Source organism: Pseudomonas sp. 43(2021) (assembly GCF_017490805.1).
GTDB lineage: Bacteria > Pseudomonadota > Gammaproteobacteria > Pseudomonadales > Pseudomonadaceae > Aquipseudomonas.
On sequence record NZ_JAFGYJ010000003.1, the window covers coordinates 270060 to 283120 of the forward strand.

General features: G+C 65.3%; 12 protein-coding genes. 7 read left to right on the forward strand and 5 right to left on the reverse strand.

All coding sequences use genetic code 11. The features are described 5' to 3' along the window. Positions 1-45: 45 nt before the first annotated feature. From fabB to J5M71_RS04265, 5 genes are all read right to left on the reverse strand, one after another. Positions 46-1266 carry a beta-ketoacyl-ACP synthase I gene (gene fabB, locus J5M71_RS04245; RefSeq protein WP_013973429.1) on the reverse strand — a complete coding sequence of 407 codons (1221 nt, stop codon included), beginning with the start codon at positions 1264-1266 and terminating at the stop codon, positions 46-48. 11 nt (positions 1267-1277) lie between these two features. Further along, on the reverse strand, positions 1278-1793 hold the full coding sequence (gene fabA, locus J5M71_RS04250) for a 3-hydroxyacyl-[acyl-carrier-protein] dehydratase FabA (RefSeq protein ID WP_003251509.1): 516 nt from the start codon (positions 1791-1793) through the stop codon (positions 1278-1280). Positions 1794-2000: 207 nt separating this feature from the next. Continuing rightward, positions 2001-3932, reverse strand: a complete 1932-nt coding sequence (locus J5M71_RS04255; RefSeq protein WP_207830115.1) for an ATP-binding protein — start codon at positions 3930-3932, stop codon at positions 2001-2003. After that, positions 3929-4819 carry an ABC transporter substrate-binding protein gene (locus tag J5M71_RS04260; protein WP_207830116.1) on the reverse strand — a complete coding sequence of 297 codons (891 nt, stop codon included), beginning with the start codon at positions 4817-4819 and terminating at the stop codon, positions 3929-3931. The genes J5M71_RS04255 and J5M71_RS04260 overlap by 4 nt, the downstream gene beginning before the upstream one ends. Then, positions 4819-6966 carry a TonB-dependent receptor gene (locus J5M71_RS04265; RefSeq protein WP_207830118.1) on the reverse strand — a complete coding sequence of 716 codons (2148 nt, stop codon included), beginning with the start codon at positions 6964-6966 and terminating at the stop codon, positions 4819-4821. The genes J5M71_RS04260 and J5M71_RS04265 overlap by 1 nt, the downstream gene beginning before the upstream one ends. Positions 6967-7187: 221 nt before the next feature. On the opposite strand from J5M71_RS04265, the gene J5M71_RS04270 reads away from it, so the two are divergent. From J5M71_RS04270 to J5M71_RS04300, 7 genes are all read left to right on the forward strand, one after another. Further along, complete coding sequence (locus tag J5M71_RS04270) at positions 7188-8213, forward strand: NAD(P)H-dependent glycerol-3-phosphate dehydrogenase (protein WP_063912705.1); 1026 nt, start codon at positions 7188-7190, stop codon at positions 8211-8213. A gap of 36 nt (positions 8214-8249) precedes the next feature. Then, positions 8250-8597: a DUF4389 domain-containing protein gene (locus J5M71_RS04275; RefSeq protein WP_027592856.1), complete on the forward strand. Its 348-nt coding sequence runs from the start codon at positions 8250-8252 to the stop codon at positions 8595-8597. Continuing rightward, positions 8594-9052, forward strand: a complete 459-nt coding sequence (gene sixA, locus J5M71_RS04280; protein ID WP_063912704.1) for a phosphohistidine phosphatase SixA — start codon at positions 8594-8596, stop codon at positions 9050-9052. The genes J5M71_RS04275 and sixA overlap by 4 nt, the downstream gene beginning before the upstream one ends. 303 nt (positions 9053-9355) lie before the next feature. After that, on the forward strand, positions 9356-10144 hold the full coding sequence (locus J5M71_RS04285) for an alpha/beta hydrolase (RefSeq protein WP_207830120.1): 789 nt from the start codon (positions 9356-9358) through the stop codon (positions 10142-10144). Then, complete coding sequence (locus J5M71_RS04290; RefSeq protein WP_207830122.1) at positions 10141-10995, forward strand: alpha/beta hydrolase; 855 nt, start codon at positions 10141-10143, stop codon at positions 10993-10995. The genes J5M71_RS04285 and J5M71_RS04290 overlap by 4 nt, the downstream gene beginning before the upstream one ends. Positions 10996-11104: 109 nt before the next feature. Further along, complete coding sequence (locus J5M71_RS04295) at positions 11105-11899, forward strand: DUF4892 domain-containing protein (RefSeq protein WP_207830125.1); 795 nt, start codon at positions 11105-11107, stop codon at positions 11897-11899. A gap of 12 nt (positions 11900-11911) precedes the next feature. Further along, positions 11912-12964 carry an AI-2E family transporter gene (locus J5M71_RS04300; RefSeq protein ID WP_207830128.1) on the forward strand — a complete coding sequence of 351 codons (1053 nt, stop codon included), beginning with the start codon at positions 11912-11914 and terminating at the stop codon, positions 12962-12964. The last annotated feature ends 97 nt before the right edge of the window (positions 12965-13061 follow it).

Here is a 13061-nt window from a genome sequence, read left to right on the forward strand (position 1 = left end):
ACGCCCCGAACCAGTCGGGGCGTTTTCGCTTACTGCAGCAGCGTCTTACTTGCCTTCCCAGCGCTTGAGCACCAGGGTGGCGTTGGTGCCGCCGAAGCCGAAGCTGTTGCTCATGACCGTGTCGATCTTGGCGTTTTCTTCGGTCTTGCGCAGGATCGGCAGGTCGGCGACCTCCGGGTCCAGCTCGTCGATGTTGGCGGAGCCGGCGATGAAGTTGTTTTCCATCATCAGCAGGCAGTAGATCGCCTCGTGTACGCCAGCAGCGCCCAGCGAGTGGCCCGACAGGCTCTTGGTCGAGCTGATCTTCGGTGCCTTGTCGCCGAACACGGCGCGAACGCCCTTGATCTCGGCAACGTCACCGACCGGGGTCGAGGTGCCGTGGGTGTTCAGGTAGTCGATCGGGGTGTCGACGGTCGACAGCGCCTGCTGCATGCAGCGGATGGCACCTTCGCCGCTCGGGGCAACCATGTCGTAGCCGTCGGAAGTGGCGCCGTAACCGACGATTTCCGCGTAGATCTTGGCGCCACGGGCCAGGGCGTGCTCCAGCTCCTCGACCACCACCATGCCGCCGCCACCAGCGATGACGAAGCCATCACGGTCGGCGTCGTAGGCGCGCGAGGCCTGTTCCGGGGTTTCGTTGCGCTTGGTCGACAGGGCGCCCATGGCATCGAACAGGAACGACTGGCTCCAGTGCTCTTCTTCACCGCCACCGGCGAAGACGATGTCCTGCTTGCCCCACTGGATCTGCTCCAGGGCGGTGCCGATGCAGTGTGCCGAAGTGGCGCAGGCCGACGAGATCGAGTAGTTGATGCCCTTGATCTTGAACGGGGTGGCCAGGCACGCCGAAACGGTGCTGCCCATGGTGCGGGTAACGCGGTACGGGCCGACGCGCTTGACACCTTTCTCGCGCAGGGTATCCAGCGCTTCCATCTGGTTCAGGGTCGAAGCGCCGCCGGAGCCAGCCACCAGGCCGGTACGCGGGTTGGAAACCTGCTCTTCGGTCAGGCCGGCGTCCTTGATCGCGTCCTGCATCGCCAGGTAGGCGTAGGCGGCAGCGTGGCCGACGAAGCGGTAGACCTTGCGGTCGATCAGTTCTTCGAGGTTGAGGTCGATGGACCCGGAAACCTGGCTACGCAGCCCCATTTCCTTGTATTCCGGGTTGTAACGGATACCCGGACGGCTGTTGCGCAGGTTTTCGGTGACGGTAGCTTTGTCATTGCCCAGGCACGATACGATGCCCAGACCAGTGATAACGACGCGGCGCATGCGAATAACCCTTAGAAATTGTCAGTGGAGGTGAACACGCCGACCCGCAGGCCTTCGGCAGTGTAGATCTCGCGGCCGTCGACGCTGACCGAGCCATCGGCGATGGCCATGTTCAGCTTGCCCTTCAGGACGCGCTTGATGTGAATGTTGTAAGTGACTTTCTTGGCTTCGGGCAGTACCTGGCCGAAGAACTTCACCTCGCCCGACCCCAGGGCGCGACCGCGGCCTGGCAGGCCCTGCCAGCCGAGGAAGAAGCCTACCAGCTGCCACATGGCGTCGAGGCCCAGGCAGCCCGGCATTACCGGGTCGCCTTCGAAGTGACAGGCGAAGAACCACAGGTCCGGATTGATATCCAGCTCGGCGACCAATTCACCTTTGCCGTACTTACCGCCTTCTTCACTGATATGGGTGATGCGATCGACCATCAGCATGTTCGGCGCGGGCAGTTGCGCATTACCTGGGCCGAACAGCTCACCGCGACTGCAGCGCAGCAGGTCTTCCCGAGTAAAGGCGTGTTGTTTGGTCATGCGAGCTCCTCAATAACCCCCTGCGGCAGGGGATGAATCTTCCCGGCCGGCCCGAAACGCATCGCGTCCGGGGCGGCAGCCTACAGGTAGACTATTGCGTTGTGGTGAAAGTCACAGTGCACCTGGTGAAAGAAGTACAGGTGTGCACTGAAACGTCTATTTTCAGGTCCGATGAAGGTCCTGTCCAGTGTTTAAGACTGCCGCACTTTAGCATTTATCGCCAGTCGCGGTTGTCTGACCGGGAAGCCAGCGCTGCAGTACCCGCTGCAGTTCGGTGCGGCGCAAGGGTTTGCTCAGGTAATCGTCCATGCCGGCTGCCATGCAACGCTCACGGTCGCCCTGCAAGGCATTGGCAGTCAGGGCGATGATCGGTAGTCCGGCACCGTTGGGCAGTTGGCGGATACGCCGGGTGGCTTCATAGCCGTCCAGGTGCGGCAGGCGGCAGTCCATCAGCACGGCGGCAAAACGCTGCCGGCTGACCCGGTCGACCGCCTCCAGGCCGTCCTCGGCGGTGCTTACCGCCAGTCCCAGGCTGCGCAGCATGGCCCCGATGACACTTTGGTTGACCGGATTGTCTTCTACCAGCAGCACCTGATCGTTGTCGGTCATCGCCGGTGGCGCAGCGCTTGGCAGCGTCAGCGAGACCGGGGCTGGGCTGGCCAGGGCCAAAGGCATCTCCAGGGTAAACGTGGAACCAAGCCCCTCACGGCTTTCGCCACGCAGCTTGCCGCCCATGCGTTCGGCCAGGGTGCGGGCGATCGACAGCCCCAGCCCGGTGCCGCCATAGCGGCGGGAAATCGAGCTGTCGGCCTGCTGGAAGGCGACGAACATCATTTCCAGGCGGTCGCTGTCGATGCCGATGCCGGTGTCGCGCACGCTGCAGGTCAGCCAGATCAGTTGCCGATCGAGCACCTGCCAGCGTGCCTCGACCTGTACCTGGCCGCGTTCGGTGAACTTCAGCGCGTTGCCGACCAGGTTCAGCAGGATCTGGCGGATGCGCGTGGGGTCGCCGTTTACCTGCAACTGCTCGATACCGGCCGGCAGCTGCAGGTGCAGGGCAAGGCCGCGCTGCTGGGCGCTGTGCTGGAACGACTGGACGCTGCTGGTGATCAGCTCACCCAGGTTGAAGTCGATGTGTTCCAGTTGCAGTGCGGCGCGCTCGATGCGCGAGAAGTCGAGGATGTCGTTGATGACCTTGAGCAGGTGCCCGGTGGACTCGCTGGCCACTGCGGTGTACTCGGCCTGTTCATTGCTCAGCGGCGTGGTTTCCAGCAACTGCAGCATGCCCAGCACGCCATTCATCGGCGTGCGCAGCTCGTGGCTCATCATCGCCAGGAAGTCCGATTTGGCGCGGTTGGCCTGTTCGGCCTCTTCGCGGGCCTGGATCAGCTCGGCAATGGCCTGCTTCTGTTCATCGCTGGCCTGCTCCAGGGCGTGGGCCAGGTTGTTGATGTGGCGCGCCAGGTGGCCCAGCTCGCTGTCGTCGACCACCGGCAACAGGGTGTTGTACTCGCCCTGCTGGATGGCCTTGACCGCATGGCCCATGTCGCTGATCGGCTTGGCCAGGCTCAGGGCCAGGCGCCGCGCCAGCAGGAAGGTGAACAGCAGGGCGAACAGCGCGAGGATGCCGGCCTTGATCACGATTTCCTGCTGGCGCTGGCTGAAGGCGTCATCGGACATGCCGACGATTACCCGGCCCAGATAGTCGTCGCCGATGGCCGGGGTGGTGGCCTTGCCCTGTTGCAGGAAGTCGCTGTCCAGGCGGATTTGCTGCAGGCGGATGGGCGCCTGGAACACTTCGACGCGCTGCGCGCGGTTGGCGCTTTCGTCGGACTGCTCGACGTAGACCAGGATGTGGTTGCGGCTGTCCTGCACCTCGAGGAAGCGCACGTGGGGGATGCTGAGCGTGGCGCGCATCAGGCCCTCGAGCACTTCGTTGTTGCCCGAGATCACCCCATACTCCGAAGCTGGCGCCAGCTGGTTGGCGATCAGTTGCCCGGTGTGGTTCAGTTCCTGGCGCAGGTCCTGGATGCGTACGAAGGTGAAGAAGCTGATAAGCAGCAGGGTCAGCAGCAGGGCAGGGCCGAGGCTGATGATCTGGGTGCGGGTGTGGATGTCCCAGCTCAGGCGCTTGCTCATGGGGTGGGTTCTCCTTCGGCCAGGGCCTTGGCGGCGGCGTTCGGATCGATCGGTTCAAGGCCCAGGGCGCGCGCAACCTGCTGGTTGCCGCTGACGCCGAAGCGTGCCGGGTAGAGGTTGCGCGGCCAGCGTGCCGGTGGCTGGTCGAGCAACTGGTCGAGCACCGCCAGCCAGTCGTCCTGGTCGCTGAAGGTGCTGGCCAGGGCGCCGGCGCGGACGAACCCGGCGTTCGGGCCGATCAGCGCCATCTGTCGGCCATAGCTGCTCAACAGCACGTTCTTTGCGGTCTTGGAGTTGTACAGGTTGGTGTCGTCCAGGCCCAGCAGCACGTCACTGTTGGCCAGCAAATGTTGCAGAGGACGGCTGTCGCGCGGGTCGGGCCAGTCCTGGGCAATGATCTCCAGGCCCAGCTGGTGGGCGGCATGGCGCAACTCTTCGAGCAAAAAGCTGCTGTGCTCACCGTACAGCACACCAATGCGCTGGGCCTGTGGCAGCAGGTAGCGCGCCAGGCGCAGCTGCCGGCCCAGTGGTGGGTCGCTCCACAACAGGGTGAGGAACGCGGGACGCGACTTTCCCAGGCGCTGTTCAGCCTGTACCCGGCTGACCCGCATGGCCAGGGCCGGCGGGCCGGCGGTTTCCCCAAGGCGCCATTCCAGTGCGGCGTTGTCCAGCAGGATCAGGCGCAGGTCAGTCCTGAGCTTGCCCGGGCGTGGCAGGTCGGCGGTGGTCTGGAAATGCACATGATCCTGGGGCCGGCGGCTTTCCAGCGCAGCGACGAAACTGCGAATGCCGGGCTGGTCTTCCGCGCCTACCAACACGATTTCGCTGGCGGACAGCGGCCCCAATGGCCACAGGCACAGCAGCAACAGGCGCAGCAGCAGGGCCATCAGAACTCCAGCTCCGCGCTGACGCTCAGGCGGTGGCGGCTGTCGAAGCGGTTCTGGATTGCCGTGGTCGGCTCATCGTCCAGGCGCTGTTGCCACAGCGCCGCCAGTTCCAGGTTGCTGCCATGCACCCGGAAACGCTTGGCCAGGCGCAGGTCCAGGCGCTCGTAGCGGTACTGGTTGAGCGCATCGTCGCCGTAATAGAACAGTGCGCTGGACCAGCCGTCGCCCCATTCGCGCATCCACCCGGCCGAGCCGCTGTTGCGGGCGCTGAGGCGGCGGTCGTCGGGGTTGCTGGCCCAGGCATCGACATAGGCGTAGGTCAGGCGCAGGCGGTCGCGCAGGGTCGGGCGCCAGTCCAGTTGCGCCTCGCTGCCGCTGAAGCGGGCCTTGTTGGCGTTGCTGGCGATGTACTGGTTGTTCTTCAGGGGCTCGCTGATCATTCCGGTGATCTCGTCGTAGAACAGCTTCACATCCATGTTCAGGTCGATGTCGCTGAAGTAGCCGTTGTAGCCCAGTTCGCGCGAGCGCATGCGTTCCTGGTCGAGGTCGCCCGGGCCGCGGGTCTTGACGAAGTACTCGCCGTTTTGCAGGCCGAATGCGTTGGGGGTCAGGTTCTTGACCGTGTAGCTCCAGTTGATGTTGTTCTCGAACATGTCGGGCGAGCGTACCGCCTCGGAATACACCGCTCGCAGGCCATGGCGCGGGGTGATCAGGTAGTTGACCGCCACCCGCGGGGTCAGCGAGCTGCCGGACAGGCGCGAGTCCTCGAACATGGCGCCGCCCTGCAGGATCCAGTGCTCGTCGGCGCGCCACTCCAGCTGGCCGAACAGGCGCCAGGTCTGGTCGTCGATGCTGCCGTTGAAGTAGGTCTGCGAGTCGGCTCGATCATAGCGGTAGTTCATGCCGCTGAGCAGGCGCAGGCTGTCGGTCAGGCTCAGGGTGTCCTGGATTTCCAGGTCGTAGCGGGTTTCGCGGGTGCTCTGGTCGACGTCGCCGCAAACTTGCTGCTTGCCACCGTTTGCCCATTGCTGCTGGACCTTCTCCAGAAGCCCGCTCATGACGGGATCGTTGGTTGAAAGGGGGGCGCCGGTAGCAATGCCGCGCGCCACCTTTTCGGCGAAGTCAGGGTTCATTTGCCAGAGCTGGGTCAATTCCGGGCTGAACGACTGCAAGGCGTCACAGGCACGCCACACCTGCTGGCGGTCGAAATGCTGGGCCGAGCCCTGGATATAGAGGCTGTGCTCGGAACTGAAGTCCTTTGTCCAGCGCAACGAGCCGGCGTAGTCCTTGGCATTGACGTCAGCATTGTTACCGGCTTCGTATCTGGCGAACACCGGCTGATAGGTATACGGCCGCTGGTTGCTGCCTTCCTTCGCCGCCAGTTGCCATTCCAGTGTCTGGTCGTGCGTCAGGTTGTGGCTGGCATTGAGGGTGAAGCGCGTCAGCCGGCGGCTGTCACGGTAGTCCTGGCCGAACTGGTTTTCGTCGAAGCCATCGTCCTGCTGGCCGGACAGCGACAGGCGCATGTCGCCGCCCTCCCAGCCGAAGCCGTGGCTGGCGTAGAAGTCGTTGATGCCATCCTGGCCGCGGGTCATCTTCAGCCGCGTGCCATGGCTGTCGGCGGGGTTGCGGGTAAGGATGTTGACCACCGCCATCAGCGCGTTGGCGCCGTAGCTGACGGTGTTGGGGCCGCGGAACACCTCGATGCGCTCGATGTCCTCCATGGCCAGGGGGATGTCGCTCCAGTCCACCGTGGCCAGGCCGGCGCGGTATACCGAGCGGCCATCGATCAGCACCTGCATGCGCCGGGCGTCGTTGACGTTGCTGCCATGGTAGTTGACCGTGGGTTGGTTGCCGGCGTTGTAACCCACCATCATGCCCGGCACCAGGCGCAGCAGCTCGGGGATGTCACGGGCGCCGCTGGCGCGGATCAGCTCGCTGTCGAGCACGGTCATGCTGCCTGGCACTGCGGCCGGGGACTGTTTCAGGCGCGTGGCGGTCAGAACCTGCGGCAGGTCCGTGTTGTCGATGAACAGATCATCGGCCATGGCCGGGCCACCGAGCAGGGCGGTCAGTATGAGCAGGCGCGGGTACGGGGGCGTGCCAGGGAACACAAAGCGGCCTTGTATCAGGATTGAAACAGGCATGGTAACTGACCGTGGCGTATTTGCCAGTGATCTGCATTACCCGTGCTGGCCCTTTCGCGGGTAAACCCGCTCCCACAAGGACCGCACCGCTACTGAAGGCTTCGTTGTACCTGTGGGAGCGGGTTTACCCGCGAAGAGGCCAGTACTGACACTGGTTCTGTAGCAGGCGAGCCGTATAATGGCTGGGTCGCCACTTAACTTTTGGCTTTAACGGATTGGATATGACTGAACAGCAACCTGTTGCAGTTCTGGGAGGCGGCAGCTTCGGCACCGCCGTGGCGAACCTGCTGGCGGAAAACGGTGTGCCGGTGCGCCAATGGATGCGCGACCCGGATCAGGCCGAGGCCATGCGCGTCAATCGCGAGAATCCGCGCTACCTCAAGGGCATCCGCCTGCACGACGGCGTCGAGCCGGTCAGCGACCTGCTGGCCACCCTGCAGGCCAGCGACCTGGTTTTCGTCGCCCTGCCATCGAGCGCCTTGCGCAGCGTGCTGGCCCCGCATGCCGAGCTGCTGCGTGGCAAGGGCCTGGTCAGCCTGACCAAGGGCATCGAAGCGCAAAGCTTCAAGCTGATGAGCCAGATCCTCGAGGAAATCGCCCCCGAGGCGCGCATCGGCGTGCTGTCCGGCCCCAACCTGGCCCGTGAAATCGCCGAACATGCGCTGACCGCCACGGTGGTCGCCAGCGAGGACGAAAAACTCTGCCAGCAGGTGCAGGCCGTGCTGCATGGGCGTACCTTCCGCGTCTACGCCAGTGCCGACCGCTTTGGCGTCGAACTGGGCGGGGCGCTGAAGAACGTCTATGCCATCATCGCCGGCATGGCAGTGGCCCTGGGCATGGGCGAGAACACCAAGAGCATGCTGATTACCCGCGCCCTGGCCGAGATGACCCGCTTTGCCGTAAGCCAGGGCGCCAACCCCATGACCTTCCTTGGCCTGGCCGGTGTCGGTGACCTGATCGTCACCTGCTCCTCGCCCAAGAGCCGTAACTACCAGGTCGGCCACGCGCTGGGCCAGGGCCTGAGCCTGGAGCAGGCGGTCAACCGCCTGGGCGAAGTGGCCGAAGGCGTCAACACCCTCAAGGTGCTCAAGGCCAAGGCGCAGGAAGTGCAGGTGTACATGCCGCTGGTGGCGGGCCTGCATGCCATCCTGTTCGAAGGCCGCACGCTGAACCAGGTGATCGAGCACCTGATGCGTGCCGAGCCGAAGACCGATGTCGATTTCATTTCCATCAGCGGTTTCAACTGAGCCTTGAGCGGCTCTGACAACAGCAAGGAGCAACACATGAACGATACGCCCGAGCGCGCCCAGCGCGAGTCGATCATCCTGCGGGTCCTGTGGATGCTGGTGTTCCTGGTGGTCTGGCAGTTGGCCGAGCTGCTGCTCGGTGGCCTGGTACTGGTACAACTGATCTACCGTCTGGTGTACGGCGCCCCAAGCGCCAGCCTGATGAACTTCGGCGACAGCCTCAGCCAGTACCTGGCGCAGATCGGCCGCTTTGGCAGCTTCCACAGCGACCAGAAACCGTGGCCGTTCGCCGACTGGCCGGCACCGCGTGCCCCGGAAGGCGAGGCCCCGCACGCCGTGGCCCCGGCCCCGCACCCGGTGCGTGATGAGGAGCCCAAGCTGTGAAACTATGGGTGCTGCGCCACGGCGAAGCGGAGCCGCGGGCCAACAGCGATGCCGAGCGCCGGCTGACCGCCCACGGCCGCGAGCAGGTGCTGCACAGCGCCGCCCGCCTGCTGGGGCAACCGTTGCAGGCGATTATCGCCAGCCCTTACGTACGTGCCCAGCAAACGGCCGCCCTGGTGCATGACACCCTGGGCTTCGCCGAGCCGGTGCGCACCGTGCCCTGGCTGACGCCCGACACGGATGTGCAGCAGGTCATCGGCGAAATCGAGCGCCTGGGCCTGGAGCATGTGCTGCTGGTCAGCCATCAGCCGCTGGTGGGTACCCTGGTCGGGGTGCTGGAGCATGGCCACCAGCAACACCCGGCGGGCATGAGCACGGCAAGCCTGGCGGAGCTGGACGGGGACTGGCCGTTGGCTGGGCTGATGACCCTTCGGGCGATCAACTCGCCGGCGTGAACCCACGGGGCCGCTGCGCCGACAGGTACCGCCCACGCCCTGAACGGTGGGAGCGGCTTTAGCCGCGAACACCGGCGCAGCCGGTGCCATGCACCGTGTTGGATTCTTCGCGGCTAAAGCCGCTCCCACAGGGTTCGCGGATTGCTTGCGAACTCAGTTATCTACGCGACAGCGCAGCCCGAAGGGCTGGGCGATCTCCCACAAGCCTGACCTGATAGCCCTCGCCGATGACCTTTCCGGACGTTGCCGAACCGCCCCGGGATACCGACAATGGGCCATCATCCCCGATCCGGACCCGGTGCCATGTCGCAGCAGATCTTCTTCGCCCATGCCAACGGTTTCCCCTCGGCCACCTACGGCAAGCTGTTCGCTGCCCTGGCACCGGACTATCAGGTGCAGCACCTGGCCCAGCACGGGCACGATCCGCGCTTTCCGGTGGACGACAACTGGCAGAGCCTGGTCGACGAACTGTTGCACCACCTGGCCCGGCAGGACCAGCCGGTATGGGGTGTCGGCCATTCGCTGGGCGGGGTGTTGCACCTGCACGCCGCCTTGCGCTGCCCCGAGTACTACCGTGGCGTGGTGATGCTCGACTCGCCGGTGCTCACCCGCGCCGACCAGTGGCTGCTGCGCACCGCCAAGCGCTTCGGCTTCATCGACCGCATCACCCCGGCTGGCCGCACCCTGGGGCGCCGCGAAACCTTCAATGACCGCGACAGCGCCCGGGACTATTTTGCCGGCAAGTCACTGTTCCGCCATTTCGACCCCGACTGCCTCGATGCCTACATAGAGCACGGCCTGCAGGCGAAGGAGCAGGGGCTGCAGTTGCGCTTCGACCCGGCCACGGAAATCAGCATCTACCGCAGCATCCCGCATACCAGCCCTGCACCTGCGCGGCAGTTGCAGGTGCCACTGGCCATGGTTCGCGGCGAGCGCAGCAACGTCATTCGCCACCACCACACCTTGGCCGTACGCGGCATGCCCAAGGGCGAATTCCACAGCGTGCCGGGTGGACACATGTTCCCGCTGGAGCGGCCAACCGACACCGCCAGCCTGATCAAGGGCCTGTTCGACCGCTGGAGCCAGGCATGAGCGCGCAGGTCGAGGAAATTCGCCTGAGCCTGGGGCATATCGAACTGGCGGCGCACCTGTTCGGCCCTGAGGACGGGTTGCCGGTGATCGCCCTGCATGGCTGGCTGGACAACGCCAACAGCTTCGCCCGCCTGGCGCCGCAGCTCAAAGGCCTGCGCATCGTCGCCCTGGACCTGGCCGGGCATGGTTACTCGGAGCACCGGCCGCTCGGCGCCGGCTATGCCCTGGCCGACTACGCCCATGACGTGCTGCGGGTGGCCGAGCAGCTGGGTTGGCAACGTTTCGCCCTGCTGGGCCATTCGCTGGGGGCAATCATTTCGGTGCAACTGGCTGGTGCGTTGCCGGAGCGGGTCAGCCATCTGGCCCTGATCGACGGCGTCATCCCGCCGACTGGCGCCGAGCAGGACGCCGGTGAGCGGCTGGGCATGGCCCTGCAGGCCCAGTTGCGCCTGGATGGCAAGCGCAAGTCGGTGTACACGACCCTGGAGCAGGGCGTGCAGGCACGCATGAAAGGCATGGTCGCGGTCAGCCGCGAGGCAGCCGAGCTGCTGGCCCAGCGAGGCCTGATGCCGGTGCCTGGTGGTTACAGTTGGCGCAGCGACAGCCGCCTGACCCTGCCTTCGCCAGTGCGCCTGAGCGAGGCCCAGGCCATGGCCTATGTGCGCCGGGTAAGCTGCCCGGCGCGCCTGGTGGTGGCCGCCGATGGCATGCTGGTGCGCCACACCGGGTTGCTGGAGCAGCTACCCTTTGAGCAGGTGACGCTGCCCGGTGGCCATCACCTGCACCTGAACGATGAGCAGGGCGCGGCCCTTGTCGCAGACTGTTTCAATCGCTTCTTTGGCTTTGCTTGACTTGCACCGGACAAGTGTCGAGGCTTGGCGGGTTGAACAGGGAGACAACCATGCAACTGCCAGACATCCTGGAGCTTCACCTCGGCGCTGAGCGCCGCCTGGGTCGCCAATGAGCGCGCCTGTAGCCATCCGTAATGCCTTCGCTGCCTGTCTGGTGTTCGCCAGCCCCGCGCTGTGGGCCGGTAGCCTGCCGGTACCGGTGGACGCCAAGGTGGTCGACCAGCGCCCGGCCGTGGAGCAGGAGCGTGTCTACCCCATGGGCCCGCTGCGCAAGATCAGCGGCCGCCTGCGGGTCGAGGACAAGGTCGAAAGCCGCGGCCAGGTCAGCTCGGTCACCTATGAACTGCCGGTGGAACGTACCGCCCGCGAAGCCTTCACCAGCGCTCGCGAAGCACTGCAGCGCGACGGCGGCTACCCGCTGTTCTGGTGCCAGGGCCGCGATTGCGGCGAGGCCAGCCTGTGGGCCAATGATGTGTTCGGCAATGCCCGCCTCAACGGCGGCGACGAGCAGCAGGCGTTCATCCTGCTGCGCCGCTCGGCGGAGCAGGCCGACACCCTGGTCGCGCTGTACAGCGTCACCCGCGGCAACCGCCGCGCCTACCTGCACGTGGAAGAGTTCGTCGCCGGCAGCCCGCTGGGCGAACTGCTGCCGACCGCCGCCACGGTGCTGCGGGAAATGCGCGATACCGGCAAGCTCGACTACCCTGACCTGGCCGCGCCGCAAGACACCTGGGCGAACCTGCTGGCCCGCAGCCTGAACCTCGACAGCACCCTGCGTGCCAGCCTCAGTGGCGCCCAGGCCGAAGCCTGGCGCGAAGCGCTGGTCAAGGCGGGGGTACGCAGTGGCCGCCTGGAAGTCGGTAGCGCGCCTACCGACGGCCTGCACCTTGAACTGATCCGTTGAACGAGCACCACCATGGCTAACAATGACCGCTTGCTGGTCCAGATTCTGCTGCTGGCGCTGCTGGGGGCCGGCCTGTGGGTAATGGCACCGTTCATTTCAGCGCTGTTGTGGGGGGCCATCCTGGCCTTTGCCAGCTGGCCCTTGATGCGCTTGCTGACGCGTGTGCTGGGCGGTCGCGAAACCCTGGCGGCAAGCCTGCTGACCAGCGCCTGGATCCTGATCGTAGCGTTGCCGCTGGTGTGGTTGGGGTTCAACCTGGCCGATCACATTCGCGATGCGACGGCATTCGTGCGTGACGTGCAGGTGGACGGCCTGCCCGATGCACCGGCCTGGCTGGGTGGTATCCCGTTGGTTGGCGAGCGCCTGGTCAGCTGGTGGCAATCGCTGGACCAGCAGGGCGCAGCCTTGCTGGCCTCGGTCAAACCGCACCTGGGGCAGGTGGGCAACTGGTTGCTGGCGCGCAGCGCGCAGATCGGCAGCGGCGTGCTGGAGCTGACCCTGAGCCTGGTGTTCGTGTTCTTCTTCTACCGCGACGGCCCACGCCTGTCGGCATTCGTCCTGCGCTTGCTGCACCGCTTGATGGGCGACCGCGCCGAGTACTACCTGGAACTGGTGGCCGGTACGGTGCAGCGAGTGGTCAACGGGGTGATCGGTACGGCCGCCGCGCAGGGCGTGCTGGCGTTGATCGGCTTCCTGATCGCCGGTGTGCCCGGGGCCATCGTGCTGGGCCTGGTCACCTTCATGCTCAGCCTGATCCCCATGGGCCCGCCACTGGCCTGGATCCCGGCCACCGGCTGGCTGGTATGGAAGGGCGAGTACGGCATGGCGGTGTTCCTGGGGGTTTGGGGCACCTTCATCATCAGTGGCGTGGACAACGTGCTCAAACCGTACCTGATCAGCCGTGGCGGCAACCTGCCGTTGGTGATCGTGCTGCTGGGCGTGTTCGGCGGTCTGATTGCCTTTGGCTTCATTGGCCTGTTCATCGGGCCGACCTTGCTGGCTGTCGGTTACAGCCTGCTGTTGGACTGGAGCCGCAACGCGGCGCAGCAGCCGCCCCAGCGGTAACCTGTACTGGCCTATTCGCGTCGAACCGCCGCGAAGAGGCCGGTACCGACAACCGAAAAGCCTGATCTTTACACCTTCTTTATTCCCATCCCCACCC